Here is a 20,774-nt window from a genome sequence, read left to right as displayed (position 1 = left end):
GCCCCTGGGTCAGCGGCGCCGGGCGGTGAGTTCGAACCAGACGGTCTTCCCTGCGGCCGTACGGCTGGTACCCCACTCCCGGGCGAGCGTGGAGACCACCCGCAGTCCGCGTCCCGCCTCGTCGCCGGGTTCGGCGCTGAGCAGGGTCGGCAGGGTGTGGTCGTCGTCATCGACCTCGCAGAGCAGGGTCTCGCCGCGGATCAGCCGGAGCTGGACCGCGCGGCCGTGGGAGTGCCGTACGGCGTTGGTGACGAGTTCGCTGACCATCAGTTCGGCGGAGTCGGCGAGCCGGGCCAGGCCCCAGTCGTGGAGTTGCTCGCGGACCACGGCACGGGCGCGGCGGACCTCGGCCGGGTCCGGGGCGAGCCGCCGTTCGGCGACGTCCTCCGGCTCGATGCCGTTGAGGCGGGCCATCAGCAGGGCGACGTCGTCCTTGCGGCCGCCGCGGGTGTTGAGGGCGCGGATGATGGTGTCGCAGGCGTCGTCCATGGACGCGGCCGGGTGGGCGGCGGACTCGCAGAGGGTGGCGAGGCCGACGCCGATGTCCTCGCCGCGCATCTCGACCAGTCCGTCGGTGCACATGACCAGCCGGTCGCCGGGGTCGACACGTACCCGCAGCGACTGGAAGGCGACTCCGCCGACGCCGATGGGCGCCCCGGTGGGCAGGTCGAGGAGTTCACTGCGTCCGTCGACCGCCCGCACCAGCACCGGGGGAATGTGCCCGGCGTTGGCAAGATGCAGTTCGCTCTCGATCGGGTCGTAGACGGCGTAGAGGCAGGTGGCGAGATAGCTGTCGCCGAGGCGTTGCGCCAGGTCGTCGAGGTTGCGCAGGAGTTGGGCGGGCGGCAGGTCCATGGCCGCCATCGTCTGGACGGCGGTCCGCAACTGGCCCATCATCGCCGCCGAGTTGAGACCGTGGCCCATCACGTCGCCGACCACCAGGGCGGTGCGGGCGCCGGGGAGTTTCACCGAGTCGAACCAGTCGCCGCCGACGCGGCCGAGCAGGGTGCCCGGCAGGTACCGGGTGGCGATGTCGCAGCCCGCCATGCGCGGCGGGATGTGCGGCAGCATGCTGTCCTGGAGGGTCTCGGCGACGCTCTCCTGGAAGGTGTACATGCGCGCGTTGTCGAGCACGAGCCCGGCACGGGCGGCGAGTTCGGCGCCGGTGACCCGGTCCATGTCGTTGAACATCTCGCGCTCGGGGTGGCGCAGCAGGACCATGAAGCCGAGCACGACCGTGCGGGCCTTGAGCGGGACGACCAGCATCGAGCGGCCGGTGATCAGCGGCCGGATGTCCCGCTTCTCGAACTGGGAGGCGATGGCGTGGCCCATCTCCTCGCTGATCCGCGGCACCAGGACCGGTTCGCCGGTGGTCATGCACTGGAAGAACGGGGTGTGCGCCGGGAACGGCATGGCCTCGCCGACCGGGACGACGTCGTCCCAGCGGCCGGGTTCGTCGGTGTGCTCGACGGCGACGCGGTGCCACATGGTGGTGGTGTCCGGGACACCGTCCGGGAACCCCTCGCCGGCGACGACCTGTTCCCGCAGGTAGGTACCGGCGACATCGGTGAAGCGGGGTACGACGGCTCTGCTGACCTCGATGATGGTGCGGGACAGGTCGAGCGAGGTGCCGATCTTCCCGCTGACCTCGTTGAGGAATTCCAGGCGTTCGCGGACGGCCGCGTACTCCAGGTCCTCGCCCTCGTCGTCGGCGAGTTCGGCGGGTACCGGCAGGCCCTGGGCGGCCACCCGGGCGGCGCGCTCGCGGCGGGCCAGCCGCTCCGCGCGCCGGGCGACGCCCCAGTCGGGGGTGACGGGCACCCGGTCGTTCTGGCTGAACTCCAGTATGGGGTAGCCGAGTTCGAGGACCTGGGCGACGATCCGGGCGCTCTCGTCGACGCTCATGCTGGGCAGGATCTCGGGCAGCCGGCGGGCGAGTTCCTCGGCGCCGGGGAAGTCGGTGTGCAGGGCGAAGCCGGGCGCGATGCGCTCGAAGACGACGCCCTCGTCCCGCTCGGCCCGGCGCAGCCGCTCGGCGTCGGCGGCGAGCACCAGCAGCCGCTCGTTCCCCGGTCCGACCAGCGGATAGGCCCACCAGAGCACGTCGACGCGGTCGCGGTCGGGCACGGTGAGCCGGGCGCGGCCGGCGGCGGGGAAGTTCAGCCGTCCGTCGAGGGAGGCCTCCAGGTCGGGGCCGAGTCCGTCGTACGCCGCGTAGGCGCCGTACGGGGTGATCTCGTCGTCGGAGAGCGCGCCGGAGACGGGCAGCAGGTCGAGGACGGAGCGGCCGATCGCGTCCTCCTTGGCGGCGCCGAACAGCCGCCGGGCGCCGGTGCTCCAGTGCGAGACCCGGCCCTCGCGGTCGACGACGACCACGGCCAGGGGAATGCGGCCCGCCGTGCCGTCCCCAGCACCGAGGCCGGGATGTGTGTCCCGCTCGCTGCCATGGTCCATGGCCCAGGCCCTCTCTCCCCACGGCTCCGCAAAAGATCTGTGCCGCCCGTCACTACCGTACGGTGGCGTTCGGTTGCGATGGGTGGCAATCCTGGAATTGGTTTCACCGGGGCGCGCCGGCGCGCAGGTCCGCGCCCCGGTGCGGTGCGCACCCGGTCCTGGTCCGGTCCTCTTCAGTCCTCGTGGCCGAGCTGGAGATCGCGTTCGGTGCGGCCGCCGCCCGCGACCTGGAGGACCGTGGCGACCGGCGGGTAACCGGCGGCGATGACGGTGTACTCGCCGGAGGACAGGTCCACGAACCGGAATGTTCCGTCGGCGCCGGTGGTGAGGGTGTCCACGACGTTCCCGGCGGCGTCGAGCAGGGTCACCCGGGCGTCCTCCACGGGCCGGCCGCCCCCGGCCCGGACGGTGCCCTTCAGCACGGCGCCGCCCGCGAGTTCGACGTTCTGCCGGGTCTCCCGGGAGGCCTGGACGGTGACCGGGAGGGCGGCCGGGCGGAAGGCGGGGGCGCTGGCGGCGAGGGTGTACTCGCCGGCCACCAGCTCGGTGATCACATAGCCGCCCTCGCGGCCGCTGCGGACGCTGGCGACGACCTCGCCGTGCACGTTGGTGAGGGTGACGGTGGCGTCCCGTACCGGTGTGCCGTCGGCGGTGACCACACTGCCCGCGAGCCGCCCGGCGCCGCCGAGGACGACGTCCAGCTCGACGGGCCGCTCGCCGACCGTCACGGTGACGGCCTGCGGCTGGTGCCCGCCGGCGGCGGCGATCAGGACGTACGACCCGGAGCCGGGCGTGGCCAGGGCGTACCGGCCGTCCTCGCCGCTGGCGCCCCGCCCGATCTGCCGGCCGACGGCGTCGATGAGGGTGAGCGCGGCGCGCGGCACCGCGGTCCCGTCGGGGTGCTGCACCGTGCCGCAGACGGGGATCCCGGCGCCGGTGTGCGACGACCGGGCCTGCGGGATCGAGGCGTTCACGGCTTCGGACTCCGTTTCGGCGGTGGGATGGGACACCAGTGGTTTCTCCTTGAGGAAGCAGGCGATGAGCAGGCCGAGGACGAGCACCGGGACCAGGTAGAGGAAGATCCGGGGCATCGCGTCGGCGTACGCGCGGATGTAGGCGTCCCGCAGGGCCGGGGGCAGCGCGTGGACGAGCTGCGGGGTGAGGGACTCGGGGTCGGGCAGGCGGGCGCCGGCCTGGGCGGGCAGACGTCGGTGCAGGGCGTCGGTGAGCCGGTCGGCGAAGAGGGTGCCGAAGACGGCGGCGCCCACGCTGCCGCCGATCTGCCGGAAGTAGTTGTTGGCGCTGGTGGCGGTGCCGAGGTCGGCGGGCCGTACGGAGTTCTGCACGGCGAGGATCAGCACCGGCATCACCAGGCCGATCCCGGCGCCGAGGACGGCCATCCAGATGCTGTACTGCCAGCGCGGGGTGCCGGCTTCGAGGCGGGAGAGCAGCCACATGCCGACGACGGACAGCCCGCCGCCGAGCACGGGGTGGATCCGGTAGCGCCCGGTGTGGCTGATGAGCTGGCCCGCGACGATCGAGGCGCCGACGATGCCGCCCATCATGGGCAGCATCAGCAGCCCGGACTCGGTCGCCGAGGCGCCGTCGACCATCTGCAAAAAGGTCGGCAGATAGCTGGCGGCGCCGAACAGGGCCACGCCGACGATCAGCCCGACCAGGCCGGTGACGTTGAAGACGGAGTCCCTGAACAGCCGCAGCGGGATGAGGGGTTCGACCGCGTGGTGCTCGACGACGAGGAACAGCCCGGTGGCGGCCACCGCCCCCGCGCCGAGCCCGAGGATGACGCGCGAGCCCCACTCGTACTCCGTCCCGCCCCAACTGGTCAGCAGCACGAGGCAGGTGGAGACCGCGGCGAGCAACAGGGCGCCCAGCACGTCGAAACGAGCCCGGGGCCGGGGCTTGGGCAGTTTCAGCACGACGGTGATGACGGCCAGGGTGACCAGCCCGAAGGGGACGTTGACGTAGAAGCACCAGCGCCAGGAGAGGTGGTCGGTGAAGTAGCCCCCGAGCAGCGGCCCGGCGACCGAGGCGAGGCCGAAGGCGGCGCCGATCAGCCCCATGAAGCGGCCGCGCTGCCGGGGCGGCACGATGTCGGCGATGATCGCCTGCACCCCGATCATCAGCCCGCCCGCGCCGACGCCCTGGACGGCCCGGAAGGCGATCAACTGGTCCATGCTCTGGGCCCGTCCGGCCAGCGCGGAGCCGACGGCGAAGACGAGGATCGCGAACTGGAAGACACCCTTGCGGCCGATGAGGTCGCCGAGCTTGCCGTAGACGGGGAGACCGACGGTGGCGGTGAGCAGATAGGCGGTGATCGCCCAGGACATCCGGTCCAGACCGTGCAGCTCGCCGACGATCCTCGGCAGCGCGGTGGCCACGATCATCTGGTCCAGCGCGGCGAGGAGCAGGGCGAGCATCAGCCCGCAGAACACCAACCAGGTGCGGCGCGGCCCGATTCCGGGCGCCGGGGCGGGTTCCGGCGCGGGGGTCTCCCACAGCGCCACGGCCGGTTCCTCGTACTGCACCAGCGTCGTTCCGCCCACGTACCGCTCCCCTCGTCGCGCCTGCGCACAATTGCCGCCCTGTTTCCCGTAGGGCGACAACTGCGACCAAGCACGACGAGTTACGGCACGTGTGCGACCGGCCCGGAGATCCACTCGAACCGGTGAGGAGCCAACAGGCCAGGATTCCCGGGAGGTTACTTCTCGACCTCGGCGGCGAGCTTGTCGAGCACCGCGTCGTAGATCCGGCCGAGGCCCTTGGGCGCGAAGGTCTTCTCGAAGAAGCCGCCGATGCCGCCGGCGCCCTGCCAGGTGGTGTGCACGACGACCCTGGCCCTGCCCTCGCCGGCCGGGGTGACCCGCCACGTGGTGACCATGGAGGAGTTGCGGTCCTTCTCGACCAGCTCGCCGTCGGCGGGCTCGCTGACCTCCAGGAGGCAGTCCCGGACCCGCTTGCTGGTGGCCTGGAGCTTCCAGTGGACGAGGGTGCCCTCGCCGTCGCCGCCCTCGCGCACCTCGTACTCGCTGAAGTGCTCGGGCAGCACCTTCGCGCGTGTGCCGGTGTAGTCCGCGAGCGCGTCGAACACCGTCTCCGCATCCGCGCCGACAACCCGCTCCGTAGTGGCCTCGACCTGCGCCATCGCTTTCCTCCAGCACCTGAGTTCTCGGGGTTGCGCCAAGCCAACCACCCCGGCGCCCGGCCGCCCAAATCGGGGTGCCGGAAGCGATCGGATTCGGTGTCCGCGCGGTCTCCACGGATCGTTCGCACGATCATGGGAACAGATGTTCTATTCTGTGGGCAGTGCTACCGAGGAGGCGTCATGCGCTGGGAGAACCTCACCGAGGAGACCGAACACGGCCGGGCCGACACCGCGCTGTTCGGCGCGGACGCGGTCACGACCCGGACCTTCGACACGCCCGAGTTCCGGGGAATCACGTTCCACGAGGTGCGGGCCCGCTCGATCATCAACCGGGTGCCGGGCGCCTCGCGGATGCCGTTCGAATGGACGGTGAACCCGTACCGGGGCTGCACGCACGCGTGCGTGTACTGCTTCGCCCGCAAGACGCACAGCTACCTGGACCTGGACACCGGGATCGGCTTCGACACCCAGATCGTGGTCAAGGTGAACGCGCCCGAGCTGCTCCGCCGCCAGCTGGGCTCACGCCGCTGGCCCGGCGACCACATCGCGATGGGCACCAACGTCGACTGCTACCAGCGCGCCGAGGGCCGCTACCGGCTGATGCCGGGGATCATCTCCGCCCTCACCGAGCACGCGAACCCGTTCTCGATCCTCACCAAGGGCACCCTGATCCTGCGCGACCTGGACCTGCTGCGCCGGGCGGCGGACGTCACGGAGGTCGGCATCTCGGTCTCGGTCGGCTTCGTCGACCCCGAGCTGTGGCGCACCGTGGAACCGGGCACCCCGGCCCCCGAGCGCCGCCTGGACGTCGTCCGCGCCCTCGCCGAGGCGGGTATCGGCTGCGGGGTCCTGATGGCGCCGGTGATCCCCTTCCTCGGCGACCACCCGGCCCAGCTCCGGGCCACCGTCCGGGCGATCGCGGCGGCCGGGGCCACCTCGGTGACGCCCCTGGTGCTGCATCTGCGGCCCGGCGCCCGCGAGTGGTTCATGAGCTGGCTGGCGGCCCGTCACCCGCATCTGGTGCGGCGCTACGAGCGGCTGTACGCCGAGGGCCCCTACGCGCCCAAGTGGTACCAGCGCCGGATCACCCGCCAGGTGCACGAGCTGGCCGGGGAGTACGGCATCGGGCCGAACCGCGCGGGCACCGCCCGCCGGATCCCGGTACCGGCGCCGGAGGAGGAGCCGGCGCTGCCGGAGCCGACCCAGCTCACCCTGCTCTGAGCGCGTTCACGGCTGAGGGCGTTCGGGCGCAAGCCTCGACCCAATTGGGTCATTAATCGTCAGAATGCGTTCTTTGGGGGCCCGTTGCCGGGACGATGCGGCGAGGACCGTGACACGTGCGGTCCACGACCCTCCGTCCTGGGAGGACACATGCGAACACGCGCAGCCGTGCTGTGCGCCGCCGCCGCCGTCGTGGCCGGTTCGTTCACCGCCCTGCCCGCGACCGCCGCCGCCCGAGCCCCCCTCCAGGTGTCCCCGGTGACCTGGCGGAAATGCGGCACCGCCGACTACCCGACACTCCAGTGCGGCTCGGTCCGGGCGCCCCTCGACCACCGGAACCCGCGCGGAAAGAAGATCACCCTCGCCCTCACCCGTGTCCCGCACACCGCGGCGGTCTCCCAGGGTCCGCTGCTGGTCAACCCCGGCGGCCCCGGCGGCAGCGGGCTCGGCCTCGCGGGCTTCGTCGCGTCCACCCTGCCCAAGAAGGTGGCGGCCCAGTACGACGTCATCGGCTTCGACCCGCGCGGGGTCGGCAGGTCCAGCCCGTCGATCGACTGCGCGCCCGGCTACTTCGAGCCGGTGCGCCCCGACCCGGTCCCGGCCACCCCCGCCCTCGAACAGGCGAACCTCAAGCGGGTGCGGTCGTTCGCGGCGGCGTGCGGCAAGAAGTACGCGAACCTGCTGCCCTACCTCGACACGGTCAGCACCGCACAGGACCTCGACTCGATCCGCCAGGCCCTCAGGGTCCGCCGGATCAGCTACCTCGGCTACTCCTACGGCACCTACCTGGGCGCGGTCTACGCGAAACTGCACCCGGACCGGATCCACCGCCTGGTCCTGGACTCGATCGTCGACCCCACGGGCGTCTGGTACGACGACAACCTGAGGCAGGACCACGCGTTCAACGACCGCCATCGCGCCCTGATGGCGTGGATCGCGAAGTACGACTCGGCGTACGGGCTCGGCACCGACCCGGAGAAGGTCGAGGCCAAGTGGTACGCCATGCGGGCCGCGCTGGCGAAGAGACCGGCGGGCGGCCGGGTGGGCGCCGCCGAGCTGGAGGACACCTTCGTCCCGGGCGGCTACTACAACGGCTACTGGCCCTACCTGGCCGAGGCGTTCTCCGCCTACGTCAACGGCGGGAAGACGGCCGGGCTGGTCGCGGCGTACCGGAAATTCGGCGCCGTCGACGCCTCCGGCGACAACGGCTACAGCGTCTACGCGGCCGTCCAGTGCCGGGACTCCTCCTGGCCACGGGACTGGAACCAGTGGCGCAAGGACAACTGGGCGGCGTACGAGAAGGCGCCGTTCATGCTCTGGAACAACGCCTGGTACAACGCGGCGTGCGCGTACTGGCCGACCGAGACACTGCAGCCGGTGGACATCACCAACGACAAGCTCCCGCCGGTACTCCTCTTCCAGGCGACGGACGACGCGGCCACCCCCTACCAGGGCGGCGTCACGGTCCACCGGCTGCTGGCCGGCTCCAGCCTGGTCGTGGAGCAGGGCGGCGGCAATCACGGCATCACGCTCAGCGGCAACACCTGCCTGGACGCCCGCCTCGCCGCCTACCTGACGAACGGCACGGTCCCGCGCGGCGAGGGCACGGCCGACGCGGTCTGCCGGAAGACCCCCGACCCGAAGCCCCTGACCACCAAGGCCGCCTCGACGTCGTCCCGCGGCTCTGCCCTGCACCGCCTGCTGGGCTTCCGCGGCTGAGCCGGTCCTGACGTCCCGTCGGGGGCGTTGTCAGACCCGTGGTCCACCATGGACGCATGAGTGATCTGACCCGCTTCCCCGCCCCCGACGGAGTCGCCCCCGCCGCCCAGTACACCCACGTGGTGGCGGCGACCGGCCGGTTCGTCGCCGTCTCCGGCCAGCTGCCGCTGGACGAGGACGGCGAACTGGTCGGTGAGGGCGATCCGGCGGCCCAGGCCCGCCAGGTCTTCGAGAACCTGCGCCGCTGCCTCGCGGCGGCGGGAGCGACCTTCGAAGACGTCGTCAAACTCACCTACTTCGTCACGGACATGGCTCATCTGCCGGCCATCCGCGCGGCTCGCGCCGCCCACATATCCGACGACCGCCTCCCCGCCGCCTCCGCCGTCCAGGTGGCCGCGCTGGTCGGCCCGCGGTTCCTGATGGAGATCGAGGCGCTGGCGGTGGTGGCCGGCTGACGCCGAATTCCGGGCGGCCGAAGCCGTCGGGTCCCTACAGTGCCGCCATGAACGACGCCTGGCTCCCCGGCCCCTCGGCCCCTGACGCTTCCCTCCGTGTCCGCCCCATGACGCTCGACGACTGCGACCGGGTCTCGGAGATACGCGTCCGGGGCTGGCAGTACGCCTACCGGGACCTCATGCCGCAGCCGTTCCTGGACGGGCTCAGTGTCGAGCGGGACGCCGAGCGGCGGCGGGCCCGGTTCCGGGACGGCGGGGACGGGGTGACGGAGCTGGTGGCGGAGCGCGACGGCACGATCGTGGGCTGGGCGGCACACGGACCGTACCGGGAGGGTGACGTACGCACCGGCGACGCCGAGCTGTACGCCCTCTACGTGGACGCGGCGCACCTCGGCACCGGCGCGGGGCGGGCGCTGCTGGCGACGGTGCTGGAGCAGTGCGCCGGGCACTCCCGTGTCTTTCTGTGGGTACTGAAGGGGAACGCGCGCGCCCGGCGGTTCTACGAGATCGCGGGTTTCGCCGCCGACGGCGCCGAGGAGCCGTACGAGGTCGACGGGGTGCCGGTGCCCGAGGTGCGGTACGTCAGGGAGCTCGGCGTCACCTCTGCCTAGGGATGCGGGCGAGGGCCTGGACCGCCGCCTCGGCGAGGGCGGGGTGGGCCATGGCCTCGGTCAGGACGCGGCGGGCGCGGGTGTCGCCGAGGGTGCCGAGGCCGTCCACGCAGGCGAGGGCGACCCTGCGGTAGGGATCGTGCGGGCGCAGCCGGCGTTCGAGGGTGGTGATCAGGGCGGGGACGGACTCCGGGGCCCGCAGTTCGACCAGCAGGCGGACGGGGTGCAGGGCGTAGGCGACGCGGAGCTCGTTGGTGGCGAGGGCGGCGGCCGCGCGGGCGGTGCGCGGGTCCCGCAGGCGGGCGAGGGCGTGGGCGGCGGAGGCGCAGCGGGGTGGGTCGCGGTGGTTGAGGAGCAGGACCAGGGTCTCGAAGGCCCGCCGGTCGCCGGCCGTCCCCAGCCGGAACGCCGCCAGCTCCCTGGCCCACAGGGGCTGTCCGGCGGCGATGAGCACCTCCGCCAGTTCGTCGTGGTCCTCGGTGGCCAGAAGCCGGTCGTAGGCAGCCGTTCCCTGCGACTCCTGCCGCAAACGCTCCGTGAGTGATCGCAACTCTTCGTCCACGAAGCCCAGCGTAGAGGGGCCGCGGGGGCCGGGGGACGTACATCACAAAGTCGGGGGGCTGGCGCGCTCGTTACCCGCCGGTTAAGCTCAATCGAGCGAGTCACCCACTCGCCACCGCTCACGCCGGTTTGGTGACGCAGCCGCGTGAGTGACAGGTCGGTTCGGTACCTCGGTACCGCAGTACGACCCGGCTCCGGGACAGGGCCGGTCGGAATCCGCCGCTCCCGGGCGTGTGCGCGCCCGCGGCGGCAGCACCGGGCGTGTGCGCCAGTCAGCCCGGCTACACCCGCATTCACGCAGCTCTCTCCGCACCCGGTGCGCCCCCTCGGCGCACCCGGGCGCGTTTCCAGTCGTCACCCTCATTCCTGGAGTCCCGCGATGGCCGCTCCCCAGTCCGACCCTTCCCTGTCCCCCCGGTCCCCGCTCAAGACGATCGCCGTCGTCGGCCTCGGCACCATGGGCACCGGTATCACCGAGGTCCTCGCTAGGGCCGGCCGCGAGGTGATCGGCATCGACGTCAGCGAGGCCCAGGCCGCCAGGTCCCTCGCCGCTCTGGAGGCCTCGACGGCCCGGGCCGTGGCGCGCGGCAAGCTCACCGAGCAGGAGCGCGCCGACCTGCTGGCCCGGGTCCGCACCGGCACCGACCTGACGGCCGCCGCCGACGCCGGCCTCGTCATCGAGGTGGTCCCGGAGTCGTACGACATCAAGCACCAGGTCCTCCGCGAGCTGGACGGCATCGTCGGCGCCGAGACCATCCTCGCGACCGGCACCAACGCGCTCTCCGTGACCCGGCTGGCCGCCGACTCGGCCCGCCCCGAGCGCGTCCTCGGCCTGCACTTCTTCAACCCGGCCCCGGCGATGAAGCTGATCGAGGTCGTCTCGTCGGTCCTCACCGCGCCGAGCGCCGTCGCCGCCGTCACCGACCTGGCGATCGAGCTGGGCAAGGAGCCGGTCGCGGTCGGCGACCGCCCCGGGTTCGTCGCGGACGGCCTGCTGTTCGGCTACCTCAACCAGGCCGCCGCGATGTACGAGGCGAAGTACGCCTCCCGCGAGGACATCGACGCGGCCATGCGGCTCGGCTGCGGCCTGCCGATGGGCCCCCTCGCCCTGCTCGACCTGATCGGCATCGACACCGCGCGTACGGTCCTGGAGGCCATGTACGCCGAGTCCCGCGACCGGCTGCACGCCCCGGCCCCGATCCTCAAGCAGCTCAGCGAGGCGGGCCTGACCGGCCGCAAGTCGGGTCGCGGCTTCTACACCTACGAGGCCCCCGGCAGCGCCACCGTCGTCCCTGACGCGCTCACCCCGCTGGACGACGCCGCGCCCACCCCTGGCCGCACGGTCGGCTCGGTCGGCGTCGCCGGCTCCGGCACCATGGCCTCCGGGATCGCCGAGGTCTTCGCCAAGGCCGGCTACGAGGTCGTCCTCGCCGCCCGCAGCGAGGAGAAGGCGCGGGCGGCCAAGGCCCGCATCGGCAAGTCCCTGGACCGCTCCGTCGGAAGGGGCCGGATGACCGCCGAGGCGGCCGCGCGGACCCTGGACCTGATCACCCCGGCCGGTTCGTACGACGCCTTCGCGGACGTCGACCTGGCCGTCGAGGCGGTCGCCGAGGACCTGGAGGTCAAGCGGCAGCTGTTCGCGACGCTGGACAAGGTCTGCAAGCCGGGCGCGGTCCTCGCCACCACCACCTCCTCGCTCCCGGTCGTCGCCTGCGCCCGCGCCACCTCGCGTCCGCAGGACGTGATCGGCATGCACTTCTTCAACCCGGCGCCGGCCATGAAGCTGGTCGAGGTCGTCCGTACCGTGCTGACCGCCGAGGACGTCCACGCCACAGTCCGCGAGGTCTGCGGCCGCATCAGGAAGCACCCGGTCGACTGCGGCGACCGGGCCGGATTCATCGTCAACGCCCTGCTGTTCCCGTACCTCAACAACGCGATCAAGATGGTCGAGGAGCACTACGCGTCCCTCGACGACATCGACGCGGCGATGAAGCTGGGCGGCGGCTACCCGATGGGCCCCTTCGAGCTGCTCGACGTGGTCGGCCTGGACGTCTCGCTCGCCATCGAGAAGGTGCTGCACCGGGAGTTCCGCGACCCGGGCCTCGCGCCCGCGCCGCTCCTGGAGCACCTGGTGGCCGCGGGCTGCCTCGGCCGCAAGACCGGCCGCGGCTTCCGCGAATATGCCCGCCGCTGACGGCGTCGGCGACTGGTTCCGGGACGACCTGGACGGCAAGGACTGGGGCGGACTGCTCGACCCCGCGGACGGTCCCCCGCCCTTCGCGGGCGGGGGAAACCCCGGACATGCGCATCAAGCTGCGCACATGCAGTACGTTCGGGTCATGCCCCAGCCCGCCAAGTCCTCACGTACCCCCGCCACGCCCGACGCGCCGGAGAGTGCCGCGGGCAGCCGCGCGGCGGCCCAGCGGCTCAAGATGCGCCGAGAACTGGCGGCCGCCGCGATGGAACTCTTCGCGACGAAGGGGTACGAGGCGACCACCGTCGACGAGATCGCGGCGGCGGCCGGGGTCGCCCGCCGCACCTTCTTCCGTCACTTCCGTTCCAAGGAAGAGGCGATCTTCCCCGACCACGACGACACGCTGATCCGCGCCGAGGCCGTGCTGAACGCGGCCCCGGCCCACGAGCACCCGCTGGACACGGTGTGCCGCGGCATCAAGGAAGTCATGAAGATGTACGCGGCCCGGCCGGAGATCTCGGTCGCCCGCTACAAGCTCACCCGCGAGGTGCCCACCCTCCGCGAGGCCGAGATCGCGTCGGTGGCCCGTTACGAGCGTCTCTTCACCCGCTACCTCCTCGGCCACTTCGACGAGCACGCCCACGCGGACGACGCCAACGACGACCCCCTGCTGGCCGAGGTGGCGGCGTCGGCGGTGGTCACCGCCCACAACCACGTCCTGCGCCGCTGGCTGCGGGCGGACGGCCAGGGGGACGTGGAGACCCAGCTGGACCACGCCTTCGCGATCGTGCGGAAGACGTTCGGCACGGGGATCGGGGCCGGCCGGGAGGCCGCGCCCCGGTCCACCGCACCGGCTTCGGTGGGTGCGCGGGGTGAGGTGCTGGTGACGGTGGCGCGGACGGACGCGCCGCTGGACGAGGTGATGCGCACGATCGAGCAGGCGCTGAAGGAGCGGTCGTAGGGCGACGGTCGTGGCGGGTCGCGGTCACCGAACCGCGGCTCCGCCGCTCGTCCTCACCCGCCGGACGGGCTGGATCTTCTCCGACCGCGCCCTGCCGCGTACGTCACGCCGCCCGTGTGATCCACGCCTCGCAGTCCGTCCCCGGCATCCGGACCTCTTCCGCGAGACGGGGCATTTTCGCCTACTCGGCAGTAGGTTTGATCGATCATCGCTCATTTGTTACGTAAAGATTTCATCTGAGAGCGATTTCTGGCACTCAGTGCCTTGCCGCCTGACACGCGGTGTCATACGTTGATGGTGTCCGGCCTGTCCCGGTGAGCCCATCGGCCCACCCGCCGGACGCCTGCGTCACAGGCAACCTCCCGCGCCACAAAGCGCCGCCGAGCACCACCCCGCCGAACCGACGGCACCAGGGCACCTTCCCGAAACCCTCAGCAGCACCGACGTAACCCTCAGCGCCCCTTCCCTCGGGGGCGGACACCGCCGGAGGCAACACCGTGACCACTCAGGCCATTCTGGACGCGATCCAGTCGCCGGAATCGACGCCGGCCGACTTCGCCGCCCTGCCGCTTCCCGAGTCCTACCGCGCGATCACCGTGCACAAGGACGAGACGGACATGTTCGCGGGCCTGGAGACCCGCGACAAGGACCCGCGCAAGTCGATCCACCTCGACGAGGTCGCCCTGCCCGAGCTCGGCCCGGGCGAGGCCCTGGTCGCCGTCATGGCATCGAGTGTCAACTACAACTCGGTGTGGACCTCGATCTTCGAGCCGCTGTCGACCTTCGGCTTCCTGGAGCGCTACGGGCGCCTCAGCGAGCTGACCAAGCGGCACGACCTGCCGTACCACATCATCGGCTCCGACCTCGCGGGCGTCGTCCTGCGCACCGGCCCCGGCGTGAACGCCTGGAAGCCCGGTGACGAGGTCGTCGCGCACTGCCTCTCCGTGGAGCTGGAGTCGTCCGACGGTCACAACGACACCATGCTCGACCCCGAGCAGCGCATCTGGGGCTTCGAGACCAACTTCGGCGGTCTCGCCGAGATCGCGCTGGTCAAGTCCAACCAGCTGATGCCCAAGCCCGGCCACCTCAGCTGGGAGGAGGCCGCCGCTCCGGGTCTGGTCAACTCCACCGCCTACCGGCAGCTGGTCTCCCGCAACGGCGCCGGCATGAAGCAGGGCGACAACGTGCTGATCTGGGGCGCGAGCGGTGGACTCGGCTCGTACGCCACGCAGTTCGCGCTGGCCGGCGGCGCCAACCCCATCTGTGTCGTCTCCTCGCCGCAGAAGGCGGAGATCTGCCGGGCGATGGGCGCCGAGGCGATCATCGACCGCAACGCCGAGGGCTACAAGTTCTGGAAGAACGAGCAGGAGCAGGACCCGCGCGAGTGGAAGCGCCTCGGCAAGCGCATCCGTGAACTCACCGGCGGCGAGGACGTCGACATCGTCTTCGAACACCCCGGCCGCGAGACCTTCGGTGCCTCCGTGTACGTCACCCGCAAGGGCGGCACGATCGTCACCTGCGCCTCCACCTCGGGCTACAACCACGAGTACGACAACCGCTACCTGTGGATGTCCCTGAAGCGGATCATCGGCTCGCACTTCGCCAACTACCGCGAGGCCTGGGAGGCCAACCGGCTGATCGCGAAGGGCAAGATCCACCCGACCCTGTCGAAGGTCTACTCCCTGGAGGAGACCGGCCAGGCCGCCTACGACGTGCACCGCAACCTCCACCAGGGCAAGGTCGGCGTCCTCTGCCTCGCTCCCGAGGAAGGCCTCGGCGTGCGCGACGAGGAGATGCGGGCCAAGCACCTCGACGCCATCAACCGCTTCCGCAACGTCTGAGACACCCGAGGCCATAGATGACTGAGCGTCAGATCGCCCCAGGCAGGCGGGAGAAGGACCGGCCGTGGCTCATGCGCACGTACGCCGGGCACTCCACCGCCGAGGCGTCCAACGAGCTGTACCGGCGCAACCTCGCCAAGGGCCAGACGGGCCTGTCGGTGGCGTTCGACCTGCCGACGCAGACCGGATACGACCCCGACCACATCCTCGCCCGCGGCGAGGTCGGCCGGGTGGGCGTGCCCGTCTCGCATCTCGGTGACATGCGCCGGCTGTTCCAGGACATCCCCCTGGAGCAGATGAACACCTCGATGACGATCAACGCCACCGCCATGTGGCTGCTGGCGCTCTACCAGGTCGTCGCGGAGGAGCAGGGCGCGGACATCACCAAGCTCCAGGGCACGACCCAGAACGACATCGTCAAGGAGTACCTGTCCCGGGGGACGCACGTCTTTCCGCCGGGGCCGAGCCTCCGGCTGACGACGGACATGATCGCGTACACGGTCTCCCACCTGCCGAAGTGGAACCCGATCAACATCTGCAGCTACCACCTGCAGGAGGCGGGCGCCACCCCGGTCCAGGAGATCGCGTACGCGATGTCCACCGCCGTCGCGGTCCTCGACGCGGTGCGCGACAGCGGCCAGGTGCCGCAGGAGCGGATGGGTGACGTCGTCGCCCGCATCTCCTTCTTCGTGAACGCGGGCGTCCGGTTCGTCGAGGAGATGTGCAAGATGCGGGCGTTCGGCCGCATCTGGGACAAGGTCACCCGTGAGCGGTACGGCATCGAGGACCCCAAGCAGCGCCGCTTCCGGTACGGCGTCCAGGTCAACTCCCTCGGCCTGACCGAGGCGCAGCCGGAGAACAACGTCCAGCGGATCGTGCTGGAGATGCTCGCCGTGACGCTGTCGAAGGACGCACGCGCGCGTGCCGTGCAGCTCCCGGCGTGGAACGAGGCGCTGGGCCTGCCCCGGCCCTGGGACCAGCAGTGGTCACTGCGCATCCAGCAGGTGCTCGCCCATGAGAGCGACCTGCTGGAGTACGACGACATCTTCGAGGGCTCGCACGTCATCGAGGCGAAGGTCGCCCAGCTGGTCGAGGACTCCCTCGCGGAGATGGACCGGATCCAGGAGATGGGCGGCGCGATGGCCGCCGTCGAGTCCGGCTACCTGAAGTCGCAGCTGGTGGCGTCGCACGCCGAGCGCCGGGGCCGGATCGAGTCCGGTCAGGAGAAGATCGTCGGGGTCAACATCTTCGAGACCACCGAGCCGAATCCGCTCACCGCCGACCTGGACACGGCCATCCAGACGGTCGACCCGGCGGTCGAGGCGAGGGTGGTGGCGGCGATCGGGCGGTGGCGCGACACGCGCTACCAGCCGCCGTTCAACCACCCGCGGCCCTGCAAGGCCCTGGAGCGGCTGAAGGAGGCCGCCAAGGGCACCGGCAACCTCATGGAGGCCACCCTGGAGTGCGCCCGCGCCGGTGTGACGACCGGTGAGTGGGCCGGGGCGCTGCGCGAGGTGTTCGGCGAGTTCCGGGCGCCGACCGGGGTCTCCTCGGCTCCCGTCGCGGTCCCCGTCGAGGCGGGCTCGGCGCTCGCCGAGGTGCGGGCCAAGGTGGACGCCACCGCCCGTGAGCTGGGCAGCGGCAAGCTGCGGTTCCTGGTCGGCAAGCCCGGTCTGGACGGGCACTCCAACGGCGCCGAGCAGATCGCGGTGCGGGCCAGGGACGCCGGCTTCGAGGTGGTCTACCAGGGCATCCGGCTCACTCCCGAGCAGATCGTGGACGCGGCGCTCGCCGAGGACGTGCACGCGGTGGGCCTGTCGATCCTCTCCGGGTCGCACGCCCAGCTGGTCCCCGACGTCCTGGAACGACTCCGTGTGGCCGGTGCCACAGATATACCGGTGATCGCCGGTGGCATCATCCCGAACGGAGACGCCGAGCAGCTCAGGGCAGCCGGAGTGGCCGCGGTCTTCACCCCGAAGGACTTCGACATCACCGGAATCATCGGCCGCATCGTCGACGAGATCCGGAAAGCGAACAAGCTCGACCCTCTGGAGGTCCCCGCATGACGACGACCGTCAACCGTCTCCGCCCGCGGCGCTCGTGCCTGGCCGTACCCGGTTCGAACCCGCGCTTCCTGGAGAAGGCGCAGGGTCTCCCGGCGGATCAGGTCTTCCTCGACCTGGAGGACGCGTGCGCGCCGCTCGCCAAGCCCGAGGCGCGGCACACCATCGTCAAGTTCCTCAACGAGGGCGACTGGACCGGCAAGACGCGCGTGGTCCGCGTCAACGACTGGACGACCGAGTGGACGTACCGTGACGTCGTGACCGTGGTCGAGGGCGCCGGGCAGAACCTCGACTGCATCATGCTGCCGAAGGTCCAGACGGCCCAGCAGGTCGTCGCCCTCGACCTGCTGCTGACCCAGATCGAGAAGACCATGGGCTTCGAGGTCGGCAAGATCGGCATCGAGGCGCAGATCGAGAACGCGCAGGGCCTGAACAACGTCAACGAGATCGCCACCGCGTCCCAGCGCGTCGAGACGATCATCTTCGGCCCGGCCGACTTCATGGCGTCCATCAACATGAAGTCGCTGGTCGTGGGCGAGCAGCCGCCCGGCTACCCGGCGGACGCCTACCACTACATCCTGATGAAGATCCTGATGGCCGCCCGCGCCAACAACCTCCAGGCGATCGACGGCCCCTACCTCCAGATCCGCAACATCGACGGCTACCGCGAGGTCGCGCAGCGCGCCGCCGCGCTCGGCTTCGACGGCAAGTGGGTGCTGCACCCCGGCCAGGTCGAGGCGTCCAACGAGATCTTCTCGCCGTCGCAGGAGGACTACGACCACGCCGAGCTGATCCTGGACGCGTACGACTACTACACGTCCGAGGCGGGCGGCAAGAAGGGCTCCGCGATGCTCGGCGACGAGATGATCGACGAGGCCAGCCGCAAGATGGCCCTGGTCATCTCCGGCAAGGGCCGGGCGGCCGGCATGCAGCGCACGTCTAAGTTCGAGATCCCGGAGGCGTGAGCGCGATGCAGTTCGGACGCACGTACGAGGAGTTCGAGGTCGGGGCGACGTACAAGCACTGGCCGGGCAAGACGGTCACGGAGTACGACGACCACCTGTTCTGTCTCCTCACCATGAACCACCACCCGCTCCACATGGACACCAACTACGCCGAGAAGACGACGGACTTCGGCAAGAACGTGGTGGTCGGGAACTACATCTACTCGCTGCTGCTCGGCATGTCCGTCCCTGACATCTCGGGCAAGGCGATCGCCAACCTGGAGATCGAGTCGCTCCGGCACGTGGCGCCGACCTTCCACGGCGACACGGTCTACGGCCAGACGACCGTGCTCGACAAGTGGCCGTCCAAGTCGAAGAACGACCGCGGGATCGTCTACGTCGAGACCAAGGGCTACAAGCAGGACGGCACGCTGGTGTGCGTGTTCCGCCGCAAGGTGATGGTGCCGACCGAGACGTACATCAAGGAGCGCGGCGGCGAGCAGCCGGGCCGCCCCGAGCTCAAGGAACAGGGGAAGTAAGCGATGGCCCGTCTCGCCCAGACCGCCGGTCTGACCGACGTCCAGCAGGAGATCCTCTCCACCGTCCGCGACTTCGTGGACAAGGAGATCATCCCGGTCGCCACCGAGCTGGAGCACCGCGACGAGTACCCCCAGCAGATCGTCGACGGCCTCAGGGAGCTCGGCCTCTTCGGCCTGATGATCCCCGAGGAGTACGGTGGCCTGGGCGAGTCCCTCCTGACGTACGCGCTGTGCGTCGAGGAGATCGCCCGGGGCTGGATGTCCGTCTCCGGGATCATCAACACGCACTTCATCGTCGCGTACATGCTCAAGCAGCACGGCACGCAGGAGCAGAAGGAGCACTTCCTGCCGCGGATGGCGGCCGGCGACATCCGGGGCGCCTTCTCGATGTCGGAGCCGGGCCTCGGCTCGGACGTGTCGGCGATCACCTCGAAGGCGGTGAAGGACGGCGACGAGTACGTCCTGAACGGCCAGAAGATGTGGCTGACGAACGGCGGTACGTCGTCCCTCGTGGCCGTCCTCGTGCGAAGTGACGAAGGCCACCCCGAGGGCACGGCCCCCCACAAGTCGATGACGACCTTCCTGGTGGAGAAGGAGCCCGGCTTCGGAGAGGTCCGCCCCGGCCTCACCATCCCCGGCAAGATCGACAAAATGGGCTACAAGGGCGTCGACACCACCGAGCTGATCATGGACGGGCTGCGGATTCCGGCCGATCGGGTGCTCGGCGGGGTCACCGGCCGAGGTTTTTACCAAATGATGGACGGAGTCGAGGTCGGTCGCGTCAACGTGGCGGCACGCGGCTGCGGCGTCGCGCAGCGCGCGTTCGAACTGGGCATCCGGTACGCCCAGCAACGTCACACTTTCGGCAAGGCGATCGCCCAGCACCAGGCCATCCAGTTCAAGCTCGCGGAGATGGCCACCAAGGTCGAGGCCGCGCATGCCATGATGGTCAACGCCGCACGCAAAAAGGATTCCGGGGAGCGAAACGACCTGGAGGCAGGGATGGCGAAGTATCTCGCCTCCGAGTACTGCAAGGAGGTCGTGGAGGACGCCTTCCGGATCCACGGCGGCTACGGCTTCTCCAAGGAGTACGAGATCGAACGCCTCTACCGCGAGGCGCCCATGCTGCTGATCGGCGAGGGCACCGCCGAGATCCAGAAAATGATCATCGGGCGACGACTGCTCGAAGAGTATCGATTCCAGGGTTGATTGTCCGGGTACGGGGTGTTTTCTTCGAGAAGAAGATCACACCCCGTCAACGGTCTTCGGCCGCCGACTCGGCTTCCTGGCTTGCCCAGTTGCGGCCCGCGACCGGTACGATCCCGGAAAGCCGCCGTCCCCATTTCCCGCGCGGCATCATCCGCTACGAAGGTCATCCATGCCCCACAGCCAAACCTCTGCACATCGAGACAGCCTGGCCGGCGTACGCCTCGCGCGCGGAGCATCGCCGTGGCTTCTCCCGACCGTCGCCACCGCAGCCGTCAGCCTGCTCCGCGCCCGCCGCTCCGGCGCCGCCAAGGCCGTCGCCGTGCCCGCCACCGCGCTCGCGGCGGGCATGCTGTGGTTCTTCCGCGACCCCGAGCGTGAGATCGCCCAGGGCCGTGTCATCTCCCCCGCCGACGGTGTGGTGCAGAGCATCATGCCGTGGAAGGACGGCCGCACCCGCGTCGCGATCTTCATGAGCCCGCTCAACGTCCACGTCAACCGCGCGCCCCTCGCGGGCCAGGTGACGTCGGTGGAGCACATCCCCGGCGGCTTCGTTCCCGCGTTCAACAAGGAGAGCGAGAACAACGAGCGCGTAGTCTGGCATTTCGACACCGAACTCGGCGACATCGAGATGATCCAGATCGCCGGCGCGGTGGCCCGCCGTATCGTGCCCTACGTCCCGCAGGGCACGAAGGTCGAGCAGGGCGACCGCATCGGGCTGATCCGCTTCGGCTCGCGCGTCGACATCTACCTGCCGGAGGGCGTGGAGGTCGCGGTCGAGGTCGGCCAGAAGACCGTGGCTGGGGTGACTCGCATTGACCGTGATTGATCCTGAGACCCAG

16 protein-coding genes are annotated in these 20,774 nt (G+C 70.7%); 12 read left to right on the top strand and 4 right to left on the bottom strand.

The features are described from left to right. Positions 1 to 9: 9 nt before the first annotated feature. The 3 genes from AB0P24_RS06600 to AB0P24_RS06590 form a co-directional block, all read right to left on the bottom strand. Positions 10 to 2,454, bottom strand: coding sequence for a SpoIIE family protein phosphatase (locus AB0P24_RS06600; RefSeq protein WP_365791100.1), 2,445 nt, complete (start codon positions 2,452 to 2,454; stop codon positions 10 to 12). Between the two features lie 173 nt (positions 2,455 to 2,627). Continuing rightward, a complete protein-coding gene (locus AB0P24_RS06595; protein ID WP_365791099.1) occupies positions 2,628 to 5,018 on the bottom strand; it encodes an MFS transporter in 2,391 nt (796 codons plus the stop codon). A 155-nt stretch (positions 5,019 to 5,173) separates the two neighbouring features. Beyond that, positions 5,174 to 5,617, bottom strand: coding sequence for an SRPBCC family protein (locus tag AB0P24_RS06590; RefSeq protein ID WP_365791098.1), 444 nt, complete (start codon positions 5,615 to 5,617; stop codon positions 5,174 to 5,176). Between the two features lie 180 nt (positions 5,618 to 5,797). On the opposite strand from AB0P24_RS06590, the gene AB0P24_RS06585 reads away from it, so the two are divergent. From AB0P24_RS06585 to AB0P24_RS06570, 4 genes are all read left to right on the top strand, one after another. Next, entirely contained in the window at positions 5,798 to 6,838 is a 1,041-nt protein-coding gene (locus AB0P24_RS06585; RefSeq protein ID WP_365791097.1) for an Rv2578c family radical SAM protein, read from the top strand. 150 nt (positions 6,839 to 6,988) lie between these two features. Next, positions 6,989 to 8,557, top strand: coding sequence for an alpha/beta hydrolase (locus tag AB0P24_RS06580; RefSeq protein ID WP_365791096.1), 1,569 nt, complete (start codon positions 6,989 to 6,991; stop codon positions 8,555 to 8,557). Between the two features lie 56 nt (positions 8,558 to 8,613). Then, entirely contained in the window at positions 8,614 to 9,012 is a 399-nt protein-coding gene (locus AB0P24_RS06575) for a RidA family protein (RefSeq protein WP_365791095.1), read from the top strand. 47 nt (positions 9,013 to 9,059) lie between these two features. Next, positions 9,060 to 9,623, top strand: a complete 564-nt coding sequence (locus AB0P24_RS06570; RefSeq protein WP_365791094.1) for a GNAT family N-acetyltransferase — start codon at positions 9,060 to 9,062, stop codon at positions 9,621 to 9,623. Here AB0P24_RS06570 and AB0P24_RS06565 read toward each other — a convergent pair. After that, on the bottom strand, positions 9,610 to 10,185 hold the full coding sequence (locus AB0P24_RS06565; protein ID WP_365791093.1) for an adenylosuccinate lyase: 576 nt from the start codon (positions 10,183 to 10,185) through the stop codon (positions 9,610 to 9,612). The genes AB0P24_RS06570 and AB0P24_RS06565 overlap by 14 nt on opposite strands. 378 nt (positions 10,186 to 10,563) lie before the next feature. Here AB0P24_RS06565 and AB0P24_RS06560 point away from each other — a divergent pair, with 378 nt between their 5' ends. The 8 genes from AB0P24_RS06560 (at position 10,564) to AB0P24_RS06525 (ending at position 20,761) form a co-directional block, all read left to right on the top strand. Continuing rightward, positions 10,564 to 12,378: a 3-hydroxyacyl-CoA dehydrogenase family protein gene (locus tag AB0P24_RS06560; protein ID WP_365791092.1), complete on the top strand. Its 1,815-nt coding sequence runs from the start codon at positions 10,564 to 10,566 to the stop codon at positions 12,376 to 12,378. A 145-nt stretch (positions 12,379 to 12,523) separates the two neighbouring features. Further along, complete coding sequence (locus tag AB0P24_RS06555; protein WP_365791143.1) at positions 12,524 to 13,339, top strand: TetR family transcriptional regulator; 816 nt, start codon at positions 12,524 to 12,526, stop codon at positions 13,337 to 13,339. A 497-nt stretch (positions 13,340 to 13,836) separates the two neighbouring features. After that, positions 13,837 to 15,180, top strand: a complete 1,344-nt coding sequence (gene ccrA / locus AB0P24_RS06550) for a crotonyl-CoA carboxylase/reductase (protein ID WP_365791091.1) — start codon at positions 13,837 to 13,839, stop codon at positions 15,178 to 15,180. 17 nt (positions 15,181 to 15,197) lie between these two features. Continuing rightward, positions 15,198 to 17,246, top strand: coding sequence for a protein meaA (locus AB0P24_RS06545; protein WP_365791090.1), 2,049 nt, complete (start codon positions 15,198 to 15,200; stop codon positions 17,244 to 17,246). Then, positions 17,243 to 18,208: a CoA ester lyase gene (locus tag AB0P24_RS06540; RefSeq protein ID WP_365791089.1), complete on the top strand. Its 966-nt coding sequence runs from the start codon at positions 17,243 to 17,245 to the stop codon at positions 18,206 to 18,208. Before AB0P24_RS06545 ends, AB0P24_RS06540 begins: the two co-directional genes overlap by 4 nt. 5 nt (positions 18,209 to 18,213) lie before the next feature. Continuing rightward, a complete protein-coding gene (locus AB0P24_RS06535) occupies positions 18,214 to 18,726 on the top strand; it encodes a MaoC family dehydratase (protein ID WP_365791088.1) in 513 nt (170 codons plus the stop codon). A gap of 3 nt (positions 18,727 to 18,729) precedes the next feature. After that, positions 18,730 to 19,935, top strand: a complete 1,206-nt coding sequence (locus AB0P24_RS06530; protein ID WP_365791087.1) for an acyl-CoA dehydrogenase family protein — start codon at positions 18,730 to 18,732, stop codon at positions 19,933 to 19,935. Positions 19,936 to 20,104: 169 nt separating this feature from the next. Continuing rightward, positions 20,105 to 20,761 (top strand): phosphatidylserine decarboxylase, encoded by a 657-nt coding sequence (locus AB0P24_RS06525; RefSeq protein WP_181803088.1) that lies wholly within the window; start codon positions 20,105 to 20,107, stop codon positions 20,759 to 20,761. Positions 20,762 to 20,774: the final 13 nt, after the last annotated feature.

Source organism: Streptomyces sp. NPDC086519 (assembly GCF_040686075.1).
Lineage (GTDB): Bacteria > Actinomycetota > Actinomycetes > Streptomycetales > Streptomycetaceae > Streptomyces > Streptomyces shenzhenensis.
Note: the sequence above shows the minus strand (reverse complement) of the source record. Positions and strands in the feature narration are given on the sequence as shown.

Coding starts and splice junctions, on each gene's coding strand:
- AB0P24_RS06600 (WP_365791100.1), bottom strand. CDS start 2,454: ATGGACCATGGCAGCGAGCGGGACACACATCCCGGCCTCGGTGCTGGG.
- AB0P24_RS06590 (WP_365791098.1), bottom strand. CDS start 5,617: ATGGCGCAGGTCGAGGCCACTACGGAGCGGGTTGTCGGCGCGGATGCG.
- AB0P24_RS06585 (WP_365791097.1), top strand. CDS start 5,798: ATGCGCTGGGAGAACCTCACCGAGGAGACCGAACACGGCCGGGCCGAC.
- AB0P24_RS06580 (WP_365791096.1), top strand. CDS start 6,989: ATGCGAACACGCGCAGCCGTGCTGTGCGCCGCCGCCGCCGTCGTGGCC.
- AB0P24_RS06575 (WP_365791095.1), top strand. CDS start 8,614: ATGAGTGATCTGACCCGCTTCCCCGCCCCCGACGGAGTCGCCCCCGCC.
- AB0P24_RS06570 (WP_365791094.1), top strand. CDS start 9,060: ATGAACGACGCCTGGCTCCCCGGCCCCTCGGCCCCTGACGCTTCCCTC.
- AB0P24_RS06560 (WP_365791092.1), top strand. CDS start 10,564: ATGGCCGCTCCCCAGTCCGACCCTTCCCTGTCCCCCCGGTCCCCGCTC.
- AB0P24_RS06555 (WP_365791143.1), top strand. CDS start 12,524: ATGCCCCAGCCCGCCAAGTCCTCACGTACCCCCGCCACGCCCGACGCG.
- AB0P24_RS06545 (WP_365791090.1), top strand. CDS start 15,198: ATGACTGAGCGTCAGATCGCCCCAGGCAGGCGGGAGAAGGACCGGCCG.
- AB0P24_RS06540 (WP_365791089.1), top strand. CDS start 17,243: ATGACGACGACCGTCAACCGTCTCCGCCCGCGGCGCTCGTGCCTGGCC.
- AB0P24_RS06535 (WP_365791088.1), top strand. CDS start 18,214: ATGCAGTTCGGACGCACGTACGAGGAGTTCGAGGTCGGGGCGACGTAC.
- AB0P24_RS06530 (WP_365791087.1), top strand. CDS start 18,730: ATGGCCCGTCTCGCCCAGACCGCCGGTCTGACCGACGTCCAGCAGGAG.
- AB0P24_RS06525 (WP_181803088.1), top strand. CDS start 20,105: ATGCCCCACAGCCAAACCTCTGCACATCGAGACAGCCTGGCCGGCGTA.